This window comes from Nostoc sp. T09, from assembly GCF_002154695.1.
In the GTDB taxonomy this organism is placed as follows: Bacteria; Cyanobacteriota; Cyanobacteriia; order Cyanobacteriales; family Nostocaceae; genus Aulosira.
Genome location: NZ_MTAV01000033.1, coordinates 25,788 through 46,821 on the forward strand (window position 1 = coordinate 25,788; position 21,034 = coordinate 46,821).

General features: G+C 42.0%; 19 protein-coding genes. 7 read left to right on the forward strand and 12 right to left on the reverse strand.

Annotated elements, in window-relative coordinates:
* The first annotated feature begins 277 nt into the window (after positions 1 to 277).
* Positions 278 to 1,360 carry an Mrp/NBP35 family ATP-binding protein gene (locus tag BV372_RS09205; RefSeq protein ID WP_086686051.1) on the forward strand — a complete coding sequence of 361 codons (1,083 nt, stop codon included), beginning with the start codon at positions 278 to 280 and terminating at the stop codon, positions 1,358 to 1,360.
* A gap of 166 nt (positions 1,361 to 1,526) precedes the next feature.
* On the opposite strand, the gene BV372_RS09210 is transcribed toward BV372_RS09205, so the two are convergent.
* From BV372_RS09210 to BV372_RS36115, 6 genes are all read right to left on the reverse strand, one after another.
* Positions 1,527 to 2,492 carry an ABC transporter permease gene (locus BV372_RS09210; protein ID WP_086686053.1) on the reverse strand — a complete coding sequence of 322 codons (966 nt, stop codon included), beginning with the start codon at positions 2,490 to 2,492 and terminating at the stop codon, positions 1,527 to 1,529.
* Between the two features lie 5 nt (positions 2,493 to 2,497).
* Positions 2,498 to 3,445 (reverse strand): ABC transporter permease, encoded by a 948-nt coding sequence (locus tag BV372_RS09215; protein ID WP_179198024.1) that lies wholly within the window; start codon positions 3,443 to 3,445, stop codon positions 2,498 to 2,500.
* Positions 3,438 to 4,958 (reverse strand): sugar ABC transporter ATP-binding protein, encoded by a 1,521-nt coding sequence (locus BV372_RS09220; RefSeq protein ID WP_256973133.1) that lies wholly within the window; start codon positions 4,956 to 4,958, stop codon positions 3,438 to 3,440. Before BV372_RS09220 ends, BV372_RS09215 begins: the two co-directional genes overlap by 8 nt.
* Positions 4,959 to 5,200: 242 nt before the next feature.
* Positions 5,201 to 6,202: an ABC transporter substrate-binding protein gene (locus tag BV372_RS09225; protein WP_086686056.1), complete on the reverse strand. Its 1,002-nt coding sequence runs from the start codon at positions 6,200 to 6,202 to the stop codon at positions 5,201 to 5,203.
* 173 nt (positions 6,203 to 6,375) lie between these two features.
* The gene (locus tag BV372_RS09230) at positions 6,376 to 8,100 is read right to left on the reverse strand and encodes an ABC transporter ATP-binding protein (RefSeq protein WP_086686058.1); all 1,725 of its coding nucleotides are present in this window, start codon (positions 8,098 to 8,100) and stop codon (positions 6,376 to 6,378) included.
* A 277-nt stretch (positions 8,101 to 8,377) separates the two neighbouring features.
* A complete protein-coding gene (locus tag BV372_RS36115; RefSeq protein ID WP_179198025.1) occupies positions 8,378 to 8,539 on the reverse strand; it encodes a hypothetical protein in 162 nt (53 codons plus the stop codon).
* A 106-nt stretch (positions 8,540 to 8,645) separates the two neighbouring features.
* Between BV372_RS36115 and BV372_RS09235 the strand changes: the two genes are divergently transcribed.
* Together BV372_RS09235 and BV372_RS09240 are read left to right on the forward strand one after the other, a co-directional pair.
* Positions 8,646 to 9,323, forward strand: coding sequence for a hypothetical protein (locus BV372_RS09235; RefSeq protein WP_086686060.1), 678 nt, complete (start codon positions 8,646 to 8,648; stop codon positions 9,321 to 9,323).
* Positions 9,324 to 9,425: 102 nt separating this feature from the next.
* Positions 9,426 to 9,635 (forward strand): bromodomain-containing protein, encoded by a 210-nt coding sequence (locus tag BV372_RS09240; protein WP_086686062.1) that lies wholly within the window; start codon positions 9,426 to 9,428, stop codon positions 9,633 to 9,635.
* 159 nt (positions 9,636 to 9,794) lie between these two features.
* On the opposite strand, the gene BV372_RS09245 is transcribed toward BV372_RS09240, so the two are convergent.
* Positions 9,795 to 10,142, reverse strand: coding sequence for a hypothetical protein (locus BV372_RS09245; protein ID WP_086686064.1), 348 nt, complete (start codon positions 10,140 to 10,142; stop codon positions 9,795 to 9,797).
* A 189-nt stretch (positions 10,143 to 10,331) separates the two neighbouring features.
* On the opposite strand from BV372_RS09245, the gene BV372_RS09250 reads away from it, so the two are divergent.
* The 3 genes from BV372_RS09250 to BV372_RS09260 all read left to right on the forward strand — a co-directional run bounded on the left by BV372_RS09250 (position 10,332) and on the right by BV372_RS09260 (position 12,943).
* Positions 10,332 to 11,798 carry a tetratricopeptide repeat protein gene (locus BV372_RS09250; protein ID WP_086686066.1) on the forward strand — a complete coding sequence of 489 codons (1,467 nt, stop codon included), beginning with the start codon at positions 10,332 to 10,334 and terminating at the stop codon, positions 11,796 to 11,798.
* Positions 11,799 to 12,194: 396 nt separating this feature from the next.
* Complete coding sequence (locus tag BV372_RS09255; protein WP_086686068.1) at positions 12,195 to 12,455, forward strand: CD225/dispanin family protein; 261 nt, start codon at positions 12,195 to 12,197, stop codon at positions 12,453 to 12,455.
* Between the two features lie 56 nt (positions 12,456 to 12,511).
* Positions 12,512 to 12,943 carry a DUF2752 domain-containing protein gene (locus BV372_RS09260; RefSeq protein ID WP_086686070.1) on the forward strand — a complete coding sequence of 144 codons (432 nt, stop codon included), beginning with the start codon at positions 12,512 to 12,514 and terminating at the stop codon, positions 12,941 to 12,943.
* Between the two features lie 104 nt (positions 12,944 to 13,047).
* On the opposite strand, the gene BV372_RS09265 is transcribed toward BV372_RS09260, so the two are convergent.
* Together BV372_RS09265 and BV372_RS09275 are read right to left on the reverse strand one after the other, a co-directional pair.
* A complete protein-coding gene (locus BV372_RS09265; protein WP_086686071.1) occupies positions 13,048 to 15,183 on the reverse strand; it encodes a tetratricopeptide repeat protein in 2,136 nt (711 codons plus the stop codon).
* A 565-nt stretch (positions 15,184 to 15,748) separates the two neighbouring features.
* A complete protein-coding gene (locus BV372_RS09275) occupies positions 15,749 to 16,891 on the reverse strand; it encodes a BMP family ABC transporter substrate-binding protein (RefSeq protein WP_086686075.1) in 1,143 nt (380 codons plus the stop codon).
* Positions 16,892 to 17,207: 316 nt separating this feature from the next.
* Between BV372_RS09275 and BV372_RS09280 the strand changes: the two genes are divergently transcribed.
* A complete protein-coding gene (locus tag BV372_RS09280; RefSeq protein ID WP_086686077.1) occupies positions 17,208 to 17,786 on the forward strand; it encodes an NADPH-dependent FMN reductase in 579 nt (192 codons plus the stop codon).
* Positions 17,787 to 17,791: 5 nt separating this feature from the next.
* Here the strand turns inward: BV372_RS09280 and BV372_RS09285 are convergent, their stop codons facing one another.
* From BV372_RS09285 to BV372_RS09295, 3 genes are all read right to left on the reverse strand, one after another.
* Positions 17,792 to 18,163, reverse strand: a complete 372-nt coding sequence (locus tag BV372_RS09285) for a sulfite exporter TauE/SafE family protein (protein WP_086686079.1) — start codon at positions 18,161 to 18,163, stop codon at positions 17,792 to 17,794.
* 24 nt (positions 18,164 to 18,187) lie between these two features.
* Positions 18,188 to 19,153, reverse strand: coding sequence for an acetamidase/formamidase family protein (locus BV372_RS09290; protein WP_086686081.1), 966 nt, complete (start codon positions 19,151 to 19,153; stop codon positions 18,188 to 18,190).
* 357 nt (positions 19,154 to 19,510) lie between these two features.
* Positions 19,511 to 20,671 carry a hypothetical protein gene (locus BV372_RS09295; protein ID WP_086686082.1) on the reverse strand — a complete coding sequence of 387 codons (1,161 nt, stop codon included), beginning with the start codon at positions 20,669 to 20,671 and terminating at the stop codon, positions 19,511 to 19,513.
* Between the last annotated feature and the right edge of the window lie 363 nt (positions 20,672 to 21,034).

The following is a 21,034-nucleotide window of genomic DNA, read 5'->3' on the forward strand; positions in this document are numbered from 1 at the left end:
TTAAATTTAGATATTCATAAAGTTAGCATACTTAACATAATCTGACAAGGATGCTGAGGTTGTAGATTAGGTACTTTCTGAGCTTTGCTGAGGTAACTTATCGTAAATTAAAAGCTTTAAGACTCTCTCTTACAAATTTCTGAGTGCTGGCTTCCGGTGCTTAGACTTTACCCTACAGGAAGCAAGCTACAGTCGGGGTTTAAATCCTCCGCAGTCGCACCCGCAAAGCGCTGCTTCTGAAAATGGCAAATTTTTGATAACTAACCTTTTCCGAACCATGTCTAACCACGAATCTCCCTTTCAGCATCCAGAAGATCAGTTAAAACCAGATACTAATTCTCATCAGCAAGAAGTAGTCAAACTTCTGAAACAGGTTATAGAACCTACCTTAAAAAATGACATCGTTAGTTTAGGAATGGTACGAAATCTCCGTATAGTTGATCAGTATATTTATTTACGGTTATACATTGGTTCTCATCAGCACCAATTACATACAGAAATTCAATCTGTATTATCATCTCTATCTTGGTGCAAAAAAACTTATCTTCAAATTTGTACAATTCCTGGTGTTAGAACAACTCTAGCAGTTTCTAGTGGTAAAGGTGGCGTAGGCAAATCAACAACGGCCGTAAATCTAGCCGCAGCCTTAAGATTACAAGGTGCAAAAGTCGGGCTGTTAGATGCTGATGTTTATGGGCCGAATTTACCGCAAATGTTAGGTTTAGGCCAAGCTGATATTCAAGTGATTAATACTTCTACAGGGGATAAGTTTTTACCCCTGGAAGTTCAGGGAATAAAACTAATGTCAGTCGGTTTACTTGTAGAAGCAAATCGCCCTTTGGCGTGGCGAGGCCCTGTGTTGCATAAAATTATCACGCAATTTTTACAAGACGTGGAATGGGGCGAATTGGATTATTTATTAATAGATTTACCGCCCGGTACAGGTGATGCTCAAATCACAATTATCCAAGAAAGCCCAATTTGTGGAGTCATTCTAGTGACAACTCCTCAACAAGTGGCGATCGCAGATGTACGACGGAATATCAATATGTTTCGCCAAGTCGGTGTTCCTGTCCTTGGCATCATTGAAAATATGAGCTATTTAATCTGTGGAGATTGTGGTTCACGCACACCAATTTTTGGTAGTGGTGGCGGCGAACAACTGTCCGCAGAATTACAAGCACCTCTGTTGGGGCAAATCCCCATTGATCCTGATATTTGTAGCGGTGGTGATACTGGAAACCCGATCGCCATTGGCTTCGACATAGCCCAAGCGAAGCATCGGACTTCGCCAGCTAGTGAGGTTTTTGCCAAAATTGCTACTGCAATTAACGCAACTTTTCTGAGGATAGCTGAATAGCTTATTCACCCAAAAGAATTATGAAAAACTACACTCACAAGGGGATTAAGCCTGATAAAAGTAACCCACCTTTGTTGATTTAACACCAAAAACGAATGGGAGTTTGTATGGATGCGCCCCAATCAATAACTCAGCTATATTTGCTTTCGATGGCGCGAACAGTAAGTTAAGTCTTCTGCGCGATGCGCTGCTGGAAAATTACGACCAGAAGGAGGAAGCCGCCGCGGAGGACGAGCTGCCACCACGGAGTAATCGTCCCTTCGAGATTCAGAAGGTTATACATCATTCCGAGCAAAAGGACACCGGCAAGCGTCGGAAACACGCTCCCTTGCCCTCCTCCGAGAAACGTTCCTCCCATGACAGCCGCAGCGATCGCATCCGTCTCCCAGCCAAAAGCGGCCACAGGCTGACCCGCCCCTAGACGACCCGCGAGAATAACACCAGCAAGCCCTGAAAGCAGACCGCTGATTGTGTAGACCGCAAGCTTTACCCGATCCGGGTTCACACCCATGAGCCGGGAGGACTCCTCGTTGTCACCGACAGCGAATATATGCAACCCTAATAGGCTTCTGTGCAACATAAACCAAGCTGCGAAATACAAAAGCGCAACCATCAGCACAGGGACAGGAACCGGGCCAATGAACCCCCTACCTAGCCAAACAAGTTCCGAAGCAGCCGATGATATGGCAATCGACTTTTCCTGAGTGATGCTCAATGCCAGCCCACGCGCAGCGCTTGCGGTAAATAAAGTCACAACGAATGGCTGGATTCTGGCACGGGACACGAGAAGACCGTTGACCACACCGAGCAAGGTGGTGCTGGCAATACCGCCGGCGATTGCCACAAGGCTTCCCTGTCCGGCGAGCATTGCGGCGACGACACCGCCTAAAGCAACGAGACCACCCACAGACAAATCAATTCCTCCACTCAGGATCACAACAGTCATGCCCAGCGCCACGATCGCGAGCATACTGTTCTGTCGCATGATGTTCATCAGGTTAAGCGGTGTCAGAAAGGTTTCATAACGAAACGATGCGAACAGAGCTAAACAAAAAAGCAGGAGCAGCGCACCCTGCGAGGTAAGTAGCTTCGCAAGCCGCGTACCGACAAGCGCAATCCTTGTGGCAGCCATCCCCGTTAGACCTCCCTAGGACGCTGTAAAAAAACAGCGAAAAGAATAATTACGGATTTCAAAACCAATGACCAGGTGAAGGGAATCAAAAGCATATTGAAACTTGTGGAGATCACCTGCATGATCAAGGCTCCCACAACAGTTCCGAGCACATTTGCACGGCCACCAGAGAAGGGCGTGCCGCCAACAACAACAGCCGCGATCGCATCGAATTCTGCGTTAACACCAATCTTACTGGGATCGCCCATAGCCAGCCTTGCTGTCTCGATTAACCCAGCCAATCCAGCCAGCAGGGCGCTAATTATATAGACGATGGATTTCACACGCTCCGCACGGATACCCGCCAGCCGTGCAGCCTGTTCGTTACCGCCGACTGCAACGATGTAACGCCCAAAAAGTGTAGACCGGATACAGAAGAACGCGGCTGCAATTACAACTGTGGCAATCACAACCTGAATTGGGATAGGGCCGAGATAGCCCTTGCCCAGCGCTTCAAAGGTGGGATGGGCAAAAGGAACAATCTCGCCGTCCCCGATCACTTGAGCAATTCCACGCCACACAATTAGAGCCGCCAGAGTGGTGATTAAAGGCTCCAGTCTCAGCCGTGAGATCAGAAAGCTGTTAAGCAGACCAATCAACAGGGCACTTCCCAAAGCAGCTAAGAGAGCGATCGCCATCCCATACTTGATCAGCAATGCCACAATAATTGAAACCAATGCCATAGTCGAACCAACCGTGAGGTCGATACCGCGTGAGGCAATAACGAACGTCATCCCAATGGCAACGATCATCGTCGTAGACACCTGGAGCAACATATTCAGGGTGTTGCTCACCGTAGCGAAACGCGGAGTCAAAACGGCGTTCGCAACATAAAGAATGAGGAGCGCCGCGGGTGCGCCGAAGTTTGGGTTCCACAGGGTTCTCCAACCCGAACTGAGCTTTTTGCTATTCATTTGCGTCTTGCTCTGTTTCACGATCTGCACCTTCGGCCATAGCGTGCAGAATTGCTTTGATATTCTTCTGCTCGCCACTGAGTTCTGCAACTGACCGCCCATCACGCAGAACGACAACATACTGTGAGCCTTCAACAAGTTCTTCCACTTCCGATGAAATCATCAGAACTCCCAGCCCTTGCTCTGCGAGTTCGGCAATCAGCCGCTGAATTTCGCGCTTTGCACCAACGTCGATTCCGCGAGTTGGCTCGTCGAGGAGAAGAAGTTTCGTATTCTTGCACAGCCATCGCGCCAGCAGAACTTTCTGCTGATTGCCACCTGAGAGTTCGTGGATCTTCTGCTCGGCGCTGGCGGCCTTGATGCCAAGACGCTGCATAAAACGATTGACGAGTTCGCCCTGTCGTTTTTTGGAAACGATGCCCCATTGCGTAAGAGAAGGTAGGGCAGCGAGTGTGAGGTTTTCACGCACCGAAAGCTCAGGGATGATACCATCCGCCTTGCGGTCTTCTGAGAGGAAAGCCATTCCCGCGTCGATGGCGTCATGGGGACTACGCACTTCCAGAAGGCTACCTTCGAGTTTTACGGTTCCACCGTCAAGTGGTTCGGCACCGAATAGAGCGCGCGCCGTTTCGCTGCGACCAGAACCGAGCAAACCCGCAAGCCCAACGATTTCGCCATGCCGGACTTCAATTGAGACACCAGCGAGTCGGTTTTGATATTTGAGTGCTTCCGCCTGCAACAGCACTGGCCGACCTGCTGCGTTTTGCGATCGCTCAGCAAAGGCTGTAACTCCTTCGCTCACCTCATCGGGCTGGCGGCCCAGCATATGACACACCAGATCCAGGCGATTGAGCGTGGTCAGCGGCTGCGTCACGATGTTGCGCCCATCACGCAGGACTGTCACGCGATCGCACACGGCGTAAAGTTCTTCAAAACGGTGGCTGACGTAAACGATGGCTGTCCCTTCCGACTTGAGCCGGCGCATAACGTCAAAAAGAACAGCAACCTCGGTTTCCGTAAGCGAACTCGTAGGTTCATCGAGGATCAGCACACGCGCACCAAAGGATATAGCGCGGGCGATCGCCACCATCTGGCGATGGGCAATATTGAGCGAACCAACTACCGAGCGCGGATCGATATGCAACCCCAAGCGCCCCAGGATTTCGACCGCTCCGGTATTCATGCGCTCTCTATCGATGATGCCAAAGCGATGTGGCTCTCTGCCAAGAAAAATATTCTCGGCAACAGTTCGGAAACCCACAAGCTGAATCTCCTGGTAGACGGCTACGATACCTGCCGCCTGCGCTTCGGTCGGGTTCTGGAATGCAACGCGTTCATCGTCGTACTCTATAATGCCTGAGTCCCGTCGATACGCTCCCGTCATAATCTTAATCAGCGTTGATTTGCCAGCGCCGTTCTCGCCAACCAGCGCATGAATCTCGCCTGCCTTGAGTTCAAAATCAACGCCCCAGAGCGCTGGCACGCCGGAAAAACTTTTCTTGATGTCCGTCATGCGAAGGACAGTTCGAGTAGCCTGATTCATCGGCTTTACCTGTTTTTGTCCTGATTGCCCATAGTGGATATCCTTCACTTCGCACGATAGTAATCTTTGTCTATCGTGGAAGCTCAGGATAATTCCAGGTTATCTTTTCTTTATTTTAGGGCGGGAACTACTTAGTACTTCACCACATTAATTTTGATGGAAATCTTTCCTCGCTAATCCTCAATGCCCCATGCGCCATGCCCAATAGACCACTAGTATGCTTCATGCACAAAATCCTTGGCGTTGGTCGCGTCGAAGAGTCTATCCTTGAGAATGATCCGAGGAGGAATTTTTTCACCGACAAAATACTTCTCCATCGTGGCGAAAACAAGCGGCCCAAAACGTGGATTTGACTCGACACTGACGCCAAGCTCGCCGCGGATAATCGCTTCGAGCGCAGATTTCTGACCGTCGATTGAACCGATGATTACATCCTTACCCGGCTTCATGCCTGCGGACTTGATAGCCTGGATTGCACCCAATGCCATTTCATCGTTGTGAGCATACACTGCGGTGATCTCAGAACCCTTAGCCTGGATGATGTTTTCCATTACACGCTGGGCCGCAGCCCGTGAAAAATCTGCCGTCTGCGTGGCGATGATTTTCATGTTGGGATAAGGAGCGATCGCGTTGCGAAATCCCTTAGCCCGATCGATTGCGACCGATGAACCCGCCGTTCCCGTGAGTTCCACGACGGATGCCTTACCGTTGGTCGCCTTGGCCAACCATTCACCAACGCGGCTGCCTTGCGCGATGAAATCCGACCCCAGAAAGCTAATGAAGTCCTCGCCTGGTTTTCCCGCAGCTTCACGGTCAATGAGAAACACTGGTATCTTTGCCGCTCTCGCCGCTTCCAAAGCTGGCGTCAGACCCTCATACTCACGTGGTGCGAGGAATATGGCATCGACTTGCCGTGCGATCAGATCCTCAATGTCGGCGAACTGCTTCGATGTCTGCCCTTGGGCGTCTGTCATCAAGAAATCGTAAGTTTCCTTACGCTTGGCGGCTTCGGCTTTGATGCTATTTGTTTCCGCGACGCGCCACGGGCCAATGTTCTCTGTCTGCGAAAATCCGACAATCTTTTTCGTTTTCTCGCGCACGCAGCCAGCCAGCGAGAAAGCCGCTACGGTAATCGCAACGTAAGCGCTAAATACCAGGAACCTTGACATATAGACTCGGACAGCTGAGTATCCAAAACAGGTTTGATTGTTCATAGACCCATTAGATCTCCTATCCATCGTGTCTGAGCGCTACTTAGAGCTTATCTTGAAACAAAGACTAGTGATGTGGAAATATCTTTGATGCGATCGCCCCCCAAATATACCCCAATCACGGCATCTACACCCTGATGCAATCAAACTCCCCAACTGTGCTAAATGCCAAATGACTAACTAAACTGTTGCGCATAAAACCGTGCATAGCGGCCATGAAGCTCTAAAAGTTCTTCATGGGTTCCTGATTCCACCATTTGTCCTTGTTCCAGCACTAAAATGCGATCGCATCTTCTCACTGTACTTAAACGGTGGGCAATAATTAACACTGTGCGACCTTGCATCAGTCTTTCCAAGGCTTCCTGTACCAGTGCTTCTGACTCCGAATCTAAAGCCGATGTCGCCTCATCCAAAATCAAGATTTGTGGATTGAGAAGAACAGCACGGGCGATCGCAATTCTTTGTCTTTGTCCCCCTGATAAATTCACCCCACGCTCACCTACCCAAGTATCATAACCCTCTGGTAGCTGGCTAATAAACTGATGGGCGTTAGCAATTTTCGCCGCTGCTTCCACTGCTGACATTTCAAATGAGTCTTGTCCAAAAGCGATATTTTGGGCAATAGTTCCAGAAAACATGATGGTTTCTTGGGGAACAATTCCTATTTGTCGCCGCAGACTATGGAGTGTGACATCTCGAATATCCACACCATCAATCAGGATTTGACCAGATACAGGGTCATAAAAACGGGGTAGGAGATTCACAAATGTAGTTTTACCAGCACCCGAAGCACCCACAAGAGCGATCGCTTCTCCTGGTAGTGCCAACAAACTGATATCTTTTAATACAGGTTCACCAGGCTTATAAGCAAAAGCAACACGAGCGTATTCCACCTTGCCTTGCACAGGAGGAAGAACTATGGCGTTTGGCTTTTCTAATACCGTCGGTTGAATTGCCAATAATTCAAAAACTCGGTCAACCGATGCCTCACCTTGCTTAAATTCGTTGTAATTATTGGTAGTATGTCCAATCGGGTCAATTAATAACGCCGCCGCCGCCAGGTAGCTGAAAAACTCTCCTACTGTTAAATTGCGTTGAGAAATTTGCCAGCCTCCCACCATTAATAGCGATAAAGCACTCACCGCTTCTAAAAATCCCACGATAGGGATTTGAATTGCTTTGAGTCGTTCTGCTGAGTATTTGGCTTTGAGGCTGCGTTCTGCTTCTCGGCTAAATCTGGCAATTTCGTAGTTTTCGGCAGCAAAAGCTTGTACTAAACGAATCCCACTAAAAACTTCTGTAAGTATCGCAGATAAAGTTGATACACGATTTTGACTACGACGAGAATACTTCTGTAACCGTTCGCCAAACCAGCCAATTAAAATCCCCATTAGCGGCGCAACAATCACCGTTGCTAGTGTCAGCTGCCAATTCAGACAAATCATGTAGATGGGAATTGCTAGCAGCTGCAAAACACAAGGAATAAAATCGTGAAATATTTTATTGACTACTTCCCCTACCCTGTCAATATCCTCAGTCAGGCGGTAAGATAAATCACCTGCTTTTGCTGTTTCAAAATAGCTGAGATTAAGTTTTTGTAGATGGGCATAAACTTGCTTGCGGAGATTAAAAGCTACTCTTAAAGCAGCTTGCGCCATATATATATCTTGCACAGACTGAAAAAAGCCGCGGACAAGAAATACTACAGCGCAGATTCCAGCTATTTGTGCGATCGCTACTACATTACCGTCTCCAAAAGGAACTGCCAATTTACCTGCGAGATTAATCAGCGTTAATGTAGCTAGCACATATCCTAAAATGCCAATAAATCCCTTAGTGATGGTTTGCCACTGGGGTTGGATATAAGGTAGCAGTTGCCAATAATTAGATCGCGTTTTCAATCTGTCACATCCACAATAATCTTTCCTTTGTCTGACGCTATCAGTTTTTGTGGAGTTTCTGAATAGTTATCGATAATTTCCGGCTCGGATCAATTTTAATTACCAAAACTATTTTGCGATCGCAAAAGACTGCACTTGAGAGTGTTGAGTTCTAGTTTCTATAAAACGACTAAGAAAAAAAATTGTGTGGTGCGATGCGATCGCGTCCATTAGTCAAAGAAATGGTTAAGGTGAACATCAAACCCTTGCAACTGAGGCACTGCAAACGCTCCCTTCCTTAATTAAGCGATCGCCAATCTTCTGTAGGATGCAAGCCAAAATGCTCTTGGATAGCTGAGTTCAAGCTCTCTGGTATAAAGCTTTCATCGCCTCCCCTAAAATTTGGGTATGTTTGGGGATTCTTATTTATCTTTTGGTAGTACAATTGTTCTAGTAACAAACTTTATTTCCCAACTTCCACTAACTTGAGTGCGATTGCCTTCTAGCAAGAACCTAAGGCGATGGATTTGTTGTGCATATTGGGGATTTTTTAGGAGGTCAACATCATGATCACACAAGTGCAGAGTGTAATTCCAACGCAGGTTGACTCTAAAGCCATTACAAAATCAGAGTTTGAGCAATACGCTCAAGAAAAAGCCAATGCTCTCAAAAGTGTTGGTGGAGAAAAATTCTCCTTACTTTCACTGGCTGATGTTACCAAAACAATTTTACATCATGCCTTTTGGTTAGCCGAACAAAAACAGAAGCTTTCACTGAAGCAGTACAAAAAACTACTTGTTGACCGAGGCTGGATGGGTGAGGAAAAAAGGTATCTGAAGATTGCGGCGGTATTTGATGAATTTTCGCCCCAAGATTTAGCACAAATTGAACCCTTGACTGTATATCAGCTCGCAAATAACAGTAATAAATACAAGCAGGTAATAGACGCGCTTTTAGATTTGAGCACCATTACCCAAGAAGCGGTGCGTTCTTTAATCAAAGAACATCGCACTCCCAAAGCACCAAAACCGGAAAAACCAAGTATTTGGCGGCGCACTAAGAATGGCGGAAGATATTGCCAAATTCCTGCCATTCATGAAGAGGATGAGCGCACAGGGGTAACTCTGCAACGCATGATGGATACAGAGGGTTTAAGCGCCCAACAAATCGTAGCAGAAGCTATAGCCTTACGACAGGCATATCAAGAAGGACAGCTAGTTTTGATCAACGAAGACAAAAATTGAGCGAAATTATAGTGGTTTCGACTTATGGTAGAAGCAAAATGTTTGTTTCATCTCTACTATTAAGACCGTAGAAATAAACCGCAGTCTAACTGCTGTGTAAGTATGGACTTTAAATACAGATGGAAAAATGGCGCTCCGCCAAGTCGAGATCAAGCAGCACGGAATCGGCATTTACTTGATGAAAGTCAGTTTGAGAATGAGCAAGACCGTAGCTTAGCAGAGGAAATGGCAAGAAAACATTTAAACGTACCTCTGACAACTTCAGATGAAGACCGTTCTGTATTGCCACAAGCTGCTCCCCCTGAAGAGTAGCATTAGTAGTGAATTTTTAGGTTGGTGACTGAACCTAATTATGATTAATTCCTCCCATCCACTGTCCTATTTCATGGCGGCTAGTATGGGTAAATGGCTTTGGGAGGAAAACTAATCCTTAATGAATTAGCCGAATGCGATCGCTTAATTTTTGATAATTTATTTTTTGATATTTTTTAATTTCTCTACCTGCTCACAATTTGTAAAAGGCAGCATAAAGCTAACTGATGCACCATCCTCAACAGCATCAATTCGGATCTCAGCAAACTCAGACAGACGATCTGTAGCTTCACCAGCTTGCATCTGTACAATTTCATAGGTAAAGTTAGGCATAACACAATACGATTCAATTAAAACTAAAAAGCTAATTAGAGATGTGAGATATGGGAGATTGAACAAGTTGTCCACTACCTCTATTTTTTGGCTTTTTAGAACGAAACGTGGTTGCTTTGTATCTATGGAGACAACAGTGAGAAATCTTGAAGATGCACCAAAGTTAATTTCCATTTTAGGAATAACCGTCAACTTACACAACTTTGAGGCTTAACTGAACCGTATTAGATGATGAGCTTCCTATATCCTAGGTTTTGTTAGGTTTTTCTATTGCCACATCCCAGGTAATACTTTTTATTTTATAGAGAGAGATTATTAAAATAATAACAAACAGTATAATTCAATAACTAAGATTGTTCATTTATGGACTTGAGTGATGATGATTTAATTTCGTCTTTTGTCAGCGATGCTCAATTTTATCAGGCTCAAGGTTTATACGATCAAACTTTAAGTTGTTATATACAATGTCTAGAATTTTCTAAAAATCGTTGGGGAGAAGAACATCCAGCCGTTGTTACTAGCCTCAACAACTTAGCATCTTTCTATTATTCTCAAGGTAGAAACGGCCTTGCTGAATATTTTTACGTTAAATCATTAGAACTTACGCGCAGACTGTGGGTAGCAGAACATCTTGATGTCGCTACTAGTCTCAACAATCTAGCATCTTTCTACTATTCCCAAGGTAGATACAGCGAAGTAGAACCGTTGTACATCGAAGTCTTGGTAATTAGGCGCAAGCTGTTGGCAGCAGAACATCTTGATGTTGCTACCAGCCTCAAAAATCTAGCATATTTATATTGTTTCAAAAGTAAGTATAGCGAAGCTGAAACTTTGTATATCGAAGCCTTGGCAATTAAGAGTAAGCTATTGGGAAAAGAACATCCAGATGTCGCTACTAGCCTCAACAAATTAGCAGAAATTTACTGTTACCAAGCTAAATATAGCGAAGCCGAACCTTTGTATATTGAAGCTTTAAAAATTAGGTGCAATTTGCTAGGAGAAGAACATCCCGATGTCGCTAATAGTCTCAATAACCTAGCAACACTCTACTGTTCCCAAGGTAAATACAATGAAGCCGAAACACTCTATGCCCAAGCATTAGCACTCAAGTGTAAACTGCTGGGAGAAAAACATCGTGATGTTGCCACTATTTTTAACAACTTAGCAACACTCTACCGTTACCAAGGCAGATATAGGGAAGCTCGATTATTGTTCACTCAAGTATTAGCACTCAGGCGCAAGCTGCTGGGAGAAGAACATCGTGATGTCGCCGTTAGCCTCAACAACTTAGCAGCACTCTCTTACTCCCAAGGTATGTACAGGGAAGCTGAATTATTTATTATACAAGCTGGGTCAATCATTAAGAAGCTGCTGGGAGAAGAACATATTGATTTTGCCACACACCTCAACAACCGAGCAGAAATCTGTCGTTTCCAAGGCAAATACCAACAAGCAGAACAATTTTTTATGCAAGCCTTAGCACATAAGCGCAAGCTACTGGGAGAAGTACATCCCGATGTGGCTAATATCCTCAACAATCTAGCAGTTGTCTACTACTCTCAAGGTAAATTCAGCGAGGCTGAACCTCTGTTTATCCAGGCTTTAGCAATTATACGTCAGTTGTTGGGAGAAGAACATCCAGATTTTGCTACTAGCCTCAACAATCTAGCATTTTTTTACTATTCCCAAGGTAGATACAGCGAAGCTGAACCTCTGTTCATCCAAGCTTTAGATATTTTAGAGCGACGATTAGGGACAAATCATCCCCATACTTTTAGTGTGCATTACAATTTAGCAGATTTGCACGATTCTCTCAACTCAGAACAGTAAAATTTAAGTTTCCAGCCTCACCAATCAAGCTTTTATCTCCAAGTTTTGGATTCTGAACTCAAAGTTTCGAGTTCCAAAAGAGAATGTTTCTTTTTTAAACCAATACAGTTAAAAATAATTATTAAACAGCGAAGACCGAATAACACTAAAAAAAAGTCTTTTAAAATATCACTTGGACAGTTGTAGGTAAGCATTATCAACAATAAGTCAAATATCTGAGCAATGCTACGTAGAAAGATTTCACAAATTAAATAATAACGCTATAAAAGCGGAAAAATACTTAGTATTTATTTTTATGAAGCAGCTTTTGAGACGTAAAGCTAATTCTGATATCTTTTATAGACATATTACTAAAAACGCAAATTGTCTGTTTAATGACATTGCAAGGATATTTTAATGCAATCTCAGAATGTACCAAACTATTTGCCGCAAGCAATTTTAACTACGCTTTTCTGCTGTTTACCGTTTGGAATTGTGGCGATCGTTTATGCGGCTCAAGTAAATACAAAGTTGCAAGCCGGGGATTATGAAGGTGCGATGCAAGCATCTAAAAGTGCTAAAACATGGTGTTGGGTATCTTTTGGTTCAGGACTCGCTGTGATATTAGTATATTTTCTCCTAGCAGTTTTGGTATCTTTAGCCCCGCAACCACGCTAAAAGTTATGTAATTAAAAATTGAAAAACTTTAGCAAGAAAATTCCTGAAATCCGAAAATGAACATAATTTATCGTCGCTCATCTTCTGTATCTACAAAAACTTTGAAAGTAGCAGCCCTTTCCGGGATTATCGTTTTAGCTGCAATTATTTTATACTTTTTTAATCCCAGCAATTCCCCTGTTTACCCCCCTAGTCCATTTCGGTCGCTGACTGGCTTATATTGTCCTGGCTGTGGCACGCTAAGAGCTTTACACCAGCTACTTCACGGGCATATACTCAAGGCTTTTGAGTTGAACCCCTTGATGATGTTAGCCATGCCATACTTAGTTTATTCTTATGTATGCTACAGCGCGCCTATAATTATTGGTGCAAAAATTCCCCAAATTTTTATTAAACCTGCTTGGATTTGGCTGGTTTTGAAAATTATTCTTGGCTATTGGGTATTAAGAAATATCCCTTTTGCTCCTTTTTCTTGGCTAGCACCTTGAAAATATACCGATAGCAATTGTCTATAGGAATTCCTTAAACTATTAGATATTAGGATGTTCCTATTTTTTTTATTTACAAGCGCCAGCAAACACAGTTCCACTAATCAACTTGCTTGCCAAATCCTAATAGTCTTATCTTCGCCAGCGCTGGCGAGGGTTTGTCCATCGGGACTGATATCGAGAGCTAGCACGCTAGCAGTATGCCCTGTCAGAGTTTGCAGCAACTTCCCAGTTTGTAAACTCCAAATCTTGATTGTGCGATCGCCACTACCACTAATCAGAGTTTGCCCATCTGGGGTAACGATCAGACTTTGAATTAAGCCATTATGTCCTTCCAGACGCTGCTGTAGCTGTCCTGTGTAGAAGTTCCAGAGGTTGATAGTTGCACCGTAGCCGCCACTGGCGATAATTTGCCGGACTGAGCTAATGGCAACAGCACGCACAAAGGCAGGGTTATCTGTAATCGTGCGTAGCAGTTCGCCATTGTCCAACTGCCAAATTTTAATTGCCTTATCGCTACCAGCACTAACGAGAAATTTACCATCTGGGCTGATAGCTGTGGTGTACACAAAGCCACTCTGTGCGGGAAGGGTTTGCTGTAAATTTCCTGTCTCCAGTTGCCAAATTCTAATTGTTTTATCCCTACTTCCACTCACAAGAATCTGCCCATTAGGACTGATGGACAGCGAGTTAATTAAGTCAAAATGTCCTCTGAGGACGCGCTGCGGTTTGCTAGCGCCCAGATGCCAAACTTTAATTGTCTTATCGCTACTACCGCTAACAAGAGTCTGCCCATTGGGAGCGATCGCCGCCACTACCCAAAGCCCAGTTTCATAAAGCACACCTTGCACTTTGCGTGTTTGTAAGTTCCAAGTCCTGATTGTCTTATCATTGCTGCTACTAATCAGGGTTGGGTAATTCCTACTGAAGGCAACAGACCTCACAAGCTGGGAATGTCCACTTAAAGCATAGGCGAAAGCAGCTTGTTGAAATTGCGGTTGAGACTGCACAGGTGTATGGTGGCGCTGCATAGCGATAATTTTCTCCCGACCTTGAATTGCCTCTACAAAGTTGGGATTGATGCTCAAAACGCGATCGAAGTCTGCAAGTGCAGCATCATACTTGCCCATTTGGAAGTAGACATTACCTCTGTTACTCCAAGCTTCAATATAGCTAGGATTAATCTGTAAAGCTTGATTGAAATCAGTAATAGCCCCTTGGTAGTCTTGGCGTTGTACCTTATCTAATCCCCAAAAATTGTAGGCTTGAGCATTAGCTGTTGATTGGGAAAAAATTGGAATTGTCGGTGGCACACTAGATGTAGTATTTTGCAAGTCTTGCAAAACTTCTGCTGCTGTTTGATACCTTTCCTTGACAAAATGTTTCAGTAACTTATCGAGAATATGTCCTAAATCATTACTAATGCTTAAACCTTGCTCTTTAAGTCGTTCCCGCCACAACCACCGCGCCTCGTTGACATCATAAAGAGTATCAGCAAGATTGCCATAGGCATCTTGTAACGGTAAACACCGCGTTAACAGCCGCGCACAAGTCGCACCCAATGCATATAAATCACTTGCAGGATAAGCGTATCCTTGCATTTGTTCCAAAGGAGCATAACCAATCGTATAAATTCCCGTTCCTTGGCGGGCTAAGGTAGTTTGTGTAACTTGCTTAGCACCGCCAAAGTCAATGAGTACTAATTTGCGGTCATATGCCCTGCGAATAATATTTTCTGGTTTAATATCCCGATGAATTACATTGCGATCGTGAATAAATTGCAGAATCGGCAATAAATCAGCTAACAGTTCTCGGATCTGGATTTCACTAAAAGTGTGTTGTTGGAGTTCTTCTGATAAAGTTTCCCCAGAAATAAATTCTTGCACTAAATATAAATTTAATCCTTGCTCAAAATAGGCAACCAGTCGCGGTATCTGGGGATGATTTTCTCCTAGCTCAAATAAGCGCCTTGCCTCTTCCTTAAACATTTCTGCTGCTTTTTTCAGTGCACCTGTTCCCTGTACTTGTGGTACAAATTGCTTGATTACGCAAGGTGCATCTAATCTATCTATATCTCTTGCTTCATAGGTTTTACCGAAACCACCTTCACCTAATAATCTGTTGATCCGATAGCGGTTTTTGAACAACACACCAAAGCTGTTTGAACCACAACTGGTGCAAAATCTATTGCCGTCAAGGTTAAAGGGATTTGAGCAATTGGGGTTTTGGCAGATTTGCATATATTAATATTGCTGTGCAGAATTCAAAATTTAAAATTCTCTAAGGAAAGCCTTAGCGGCGTCAAAAAGTTTTATTCTATACTTTTAAGATTTTTTAAATTGTAAAATTCTTACTACCTTACAGTAATAGTTTACTTTTAAAAATTTTGTAAAATCTTACTAAAATTTTCTGTGTCTTCTCCTGCTTAGCGTACTTGGAGGTTATTTAGAAACAATTTTCACAAATCAGAGAATTTTTGGATTTCGTAAAATGGGCATCGCCCACCTAGAGTTTATCTGCTGGATATTGAAGTATTGGTGGGCAGTACCTAGGCTGTTCACTTTGATGGAATTTTCCCATTTTTGGTTCATGCAACTTTTCTGTCTACTGGAAAGTCTCCCTTTAGTCATTGCGAGCAAAGCGTTCGCAATGACAACACATATTTTGCATGATTTTTCCACTCCTAAAAAGGCACAGAGTCAACAGCCTAGGCAGTACCCACCCTACTAGTTTGGTTTGAGAACGAATAAATAAATTATCAATATTTAAATACACCATCTTCAATCACTAAATCGCAAAATTTATTTAGGATTTACTTTTAGGAATCGACCCTTCAATTCCCTCAACATACCAATCCATTTCCAGTTGTGCTTTATTATCCAACACTTTACCCTTTGGTACTCTTACAACTCCCTTTTGGTCTTTTACCGGGCCGTCAAAAGGATTGGCAGTACCCTGAATAAACTGATTGCGTTTAGTATTGACTAATTGCTGAACATCGCTAGGAATCACTGGATTCATCGGGGAAATATCTACCATGCTTTGAGCAATACCATGCCAAATCGCTTGCGGCTTCCATGTGTTGTTTATGACAGCCAAGGCTGTATCTATATAAAATTTTCCCCATTTATTAATTGCTGATGTGAGGTGTGCCTGAGCACCAAACTTACTCATATCGGTATTGTAACCAAAGGCATAAATGCCTTTCTCTGCTGCGAGTTGAATAGCAGCCGCAGAGTCAGTATGTTGGCTTAGTACATCTGCACCTAAATTAATCAAAGCTTGGGCGGCGTCCCTTTCTTTTGCAGGATCGTACCAATTTTGTACCCACATCACCCTGACTTTTGCCTGAGGATTTGTTGTCCGCAGTCCTTGGGTAAATGCGCCGATCCCGCGAATTACTTCTGGGATTGGATGTGCCCCAATAAAACCAATGACATTAGATTTGGTCATCTTACCCGCAATCAGACCGGTTAAATAGTGCGGTTCTTCAAAGCGTCCTGAATAAGTACCGACATTGGCAGCAAGTTTGTATCCTCTACAATGTTCAAATGCAACATGAGGAAAGTCTTTGGCAACTTTAATTTTGGAGTTCATGTAGCCAAAGGAAGTTGTAAAAATTAATTTATTACCGTCTAATGCTAGTTGCCGAATTACTCTCTCAGCATCAGCACCTTCACTAACATTTTCCACAAAGGTAGTTTTAACCTTATCTTGGAGATTCGCTTCCATTTCTCTGCGACCTAAATCATGGGAGTAAGTCCAGCCAAAGTCACCGACAGGCCCCACATATACAAATCCCACTTTTAGCGGTTCGTTGACTACCACAGGGGAGGCTGTTGGCACTAGTTCGCTTTGTGATTTGGAATTTTTACCTTGAATACAGCTAGTCAAGGCAAAGCTAGATCCTGCTAAAGTCGCATACTTGAGAAAATTCCGACGATCCATTGTTAAGCAATTTAAAATTCAACAAGGGTCAAGAGTCAAGGGTCATTTGATTACTGATAACGGTAGACGTAGCCTAGTACCGCTTGGCGGAATTTAATGATTTACTGATGATAGCAATTACCTAGTAGAGTAGGCGATCGCATCTCATAATCCAGCAATTTATCTAACAGCGATCGCCTCTTCATCTCTCCACTCTCACAATGGATCTCTAAACAGGAATTTCTAAAGAAAATCTAATGTAGCAAATGGTGCCAGCTACAAAACCTGATAATGCATTAGGATTTACTAAACTATCAACCTTAAAGCATTTATACCTATGACATATACACCTAAAATTCTAGCCTTTGCTGGCAGCACCCGCGCAGACTCTTACAACAAGAAATTGGCTAAAATCGCAGCGAATGGTGCTAAGACCGCAGGCGCGGAAGTAACTTATTTAGATCTGCGCGATTTACCGATGCCTCTTTACGATGAGGATCTAGAAAAACAAGAAGGACAACCTGAAAACGCAGGTAAATTTAAGGAGTTGCTAATTTCGCATCAAGGATTGCTAATTGCTTCGCCTGAATATAACAGTTCGATTTCAGCAGTTTTAAAGAATGCGATCGATTGGGCATCCCGTCCAGCGCCAAATGAACCTCCTCTAGCAGCTTTTTCAGGCAAGGTGGCTGCGCTGATGAGTGCTTCACCTGGGGCACTAGGTGGTTTGCGGGGGTTGGTTCATCTGCGCAGTATTTTAGGAAATATTAGAGTCTTGGTGCTTCCCGATCAAATAGCTGTACCCAAAGCTTACGAAGCTTTCAATGCCGACGATACATTAAAAGATGAGAAGCAACACCAATCTATTGAAAAGCTGGGTGAAAGCTTAGCCACAATTCTGGCAAAGCTCAACTAAATTTTTCAGCGGTTAATTAAATAGCGAGCACCTAGGAGTAGCAAAAAGATACCATACAGTTTTTTCATTGTCTCGCTGCTAATAAAAGGCTGATTTGCAAACAATGCTCCAAATAAATTGCCCACTACTAAACCAACTGCAATAATCACAGCATATTTGATATTCAGCTGACCATTGCGATAGTAAACTGCGGCTCCTAAAATACCAATTGGTAATATCTGTGCAGCAATGGAAGTACCTGTGGCGAACTTCTGATCCATACCCATCAGTAACACCATTGCTGGCACCATTATTGCTCCGCCACCAATACCAAACATACCTCCAGCAACACCAGCAACTAAACCAATTAGTAACAGTTGGATGAGAATATTAGACATAATAAGTGGTCTCTAGATGTGAGGTTATAAACTAATTGTCTGAGACAAAATTGATTTAGGTAGCATACCATGCACTCCTTTTTGCGGACTATTCACAACTTGAGTAATCCGAAAGTTTACCGCTAAACTACAAAGTACATATGCATCTTCTGGTGATAAATATGTGAAGCGTTCTAGAAAATCAATCATATTTTTCAAAGCTTTTTCTAAGGCTTCATCTAAGGTTTGACCAAAGCCCATTGTGATGATATCAGTAGGAGTTTCCCCAATTGGTGTTGTTAAATGTAAGTCTTTACGAACTGTAAGTTTAATTGTACCGTTCATAGAAGTTTCAATAGCAGTAACATTTACTTCACCATCTCCTTGTGCTGCATGACCATCACCAAGAGAAAATAACGCGCCTGGAACAAAAATCGGTAAAAATAACCGAGAACCTGCCTGTAATTCTCGGTTATCAATATTACCGCCGTAACTACCAGGAGGAATTGAAGTTCGAGATGCTTCTGGAGTAGCAACACCAAGGATACCAAAAAATGGTTTGAGGGGAATTTTGATGCCAGTACCTTGAGGAAATTCAGCAATTTTGTTTTCTAGATCGAGGGGAATAAATCTTAAAGCAGGTTGATGAAACTTTTCAGGTAAAGCTCCCCAACCTGTACGAATTGCATTGAAGCCTACAGGTAAACTCGGTGCGATCGCTTCTAATTGTACTTCCAAAACATCTCCTGGTTCCGCACCCCGCACATAAATTGGCCCTGTCAGTAAATGTGGCCCTCCTGCAATTTTGCGTTCTGACGGCAAATTTTGGCAGATATCAAGAAATTCTTGGTTAACAAACTCAGGTGGTGCTTTCTCATATACATAATAACCACTGTAAGTTTCCACCTCAATAGTGTCACCAGAAGCAACAGTTAGCACGGGTGATAGCAAATGCGAAAAACCACCGAGATGAACTGTTTCTTTAGTTGCTTTTAAAATGTGATGGGTCATCTGAGCATTATTCTGATTCAGCAGTATTAGTGAAATTTAATCTAATTAATGCCGTTAAGTACTGCTAGCTTGGCATAAATTTGCAGCTAATTAACAGATGCTTATAAAAAGTATGAAATACTATAAGTCTACGCATATTTATATCAATCATAAAACTGTAAGTAAGAGCCAGTGCAAACTTGTTAACTCATTCAAACTTGGTTAAGCTTCTGTGAATAAGTAACTTATACAGTGTAAGATGAATCTCATTTTTACAAGCAACCTAGAGTAAACATCTTCGCTAGATTAACTTGTAAAATCTGGTAAAATTTTTACTTAATTTAAGACAATAAATTTCTACTTTTTGAGATTGAGAATTTAAAAAGGTATATCTGTAAAATCAAATTTTCCAGTATACCTATAAACATTTTTTAGGAGCTTTCCTGTTTCCAATTTTATTTTTCTATTATTTTGTATTTTTTCAAAAATATGCTCTGGTAAATGTAAATATATTTCTAATATATTATTTTTGTTATAGCTAAAGGAGCAATCATGTTTATTTACCTGTAAAACATGAGTTACTTTATCAAAGAATAAATCATGCAACTCAAAATAAATACTATTATTTTTATTATTAAAATATCCTAAAATAATTTTTTTCAATTTATAATAAAAAACATCAAAAAATAATATATTTTTATGATTATTAATTGCAGCATCAGTGTAAAATAAATTATAATGCTCTCTAAAAAATAAACAATTTTCGTTGTGAAGATTATCATATTGATTTAATTTTTCTTTAAAAGCAGATGCTTGTATAAAATGTATACTAGCAAACGTTTGCTCTTTTTTTATAATATATCTTGCTATATAATTATCTTCTTGTATCTCTGAAGCATTAATATTAGTCTCTTCAAAATGGATTCTTATTAATTTTGAATCAATTAATGATAAAAGATTGAATTGGTATATTGTATTAGGTCTTTTATCATTTCTCTCTATTAGAGAATTCATTTCATATGATTGAGCTTTCATTAAAGAAGTTATTGAATCATAGATAGCACTATCATTTTTCGGTTTTGCTTCCTGAATATCCATTTCTTGAAACGCAAAAATATGAAATTCAGGCACTTTTATAGCGCTTTTAATATTTTTTGTCTCAATATAGCTATAATATTTATCTTTGAAATTTTCGTGTGAAATTATAAAATTCAAAACTTTATTATTTGTCCATATATGAACTGGTTTTAATTCTAAATTAGGATCTTTTACATCTAGATTTTTAGAAAGTAAAGCCCATAAATTTTTTTCACTCTTTTTACAACTTATAACTAAAGTAGTGTATATAATAAAATCATCCTGTACCTTTGATGCTTTATAAGCTATTAAATCTATTTCACGAACTTTATCTTCATAATCATCTATATAGTATTTATTGTTTATTACTGTCCACCCATTATTACGAAGAGTTTCAGATATCCTGAACTCCAATTCAAATCCAGTTTTACAGATATTTTCTTTAAATTTGTCAAGATTCATAGATTAAATAATAATTAAAACTTACTTATTAACCATAAAACTTTATAGCTATTATAAATTTGCTTTTTACAGTAGGATAAAAATCCTTACTTCAAATTGAGGGTATTGTTTAAATTAAATAGTAAGTCTGTAAAACTTAGTATTTAATTATACTATAATTTACTAAATATTGATAGCTTAAGTATTCCCTTTAAAGATTTTATTCCAACATTGTTTGCTTTACTGTAATGATTTTCATGACCAGGCAGATTATATAGCTTTAGTAACATTAGGCTCCGGGAGAAGTTAATTTGTGGCTTCGTAAGCCATAATTAAAAATTCCAATATAAACCACAGCATATTAACTTCAATCTTAGCCGTGTA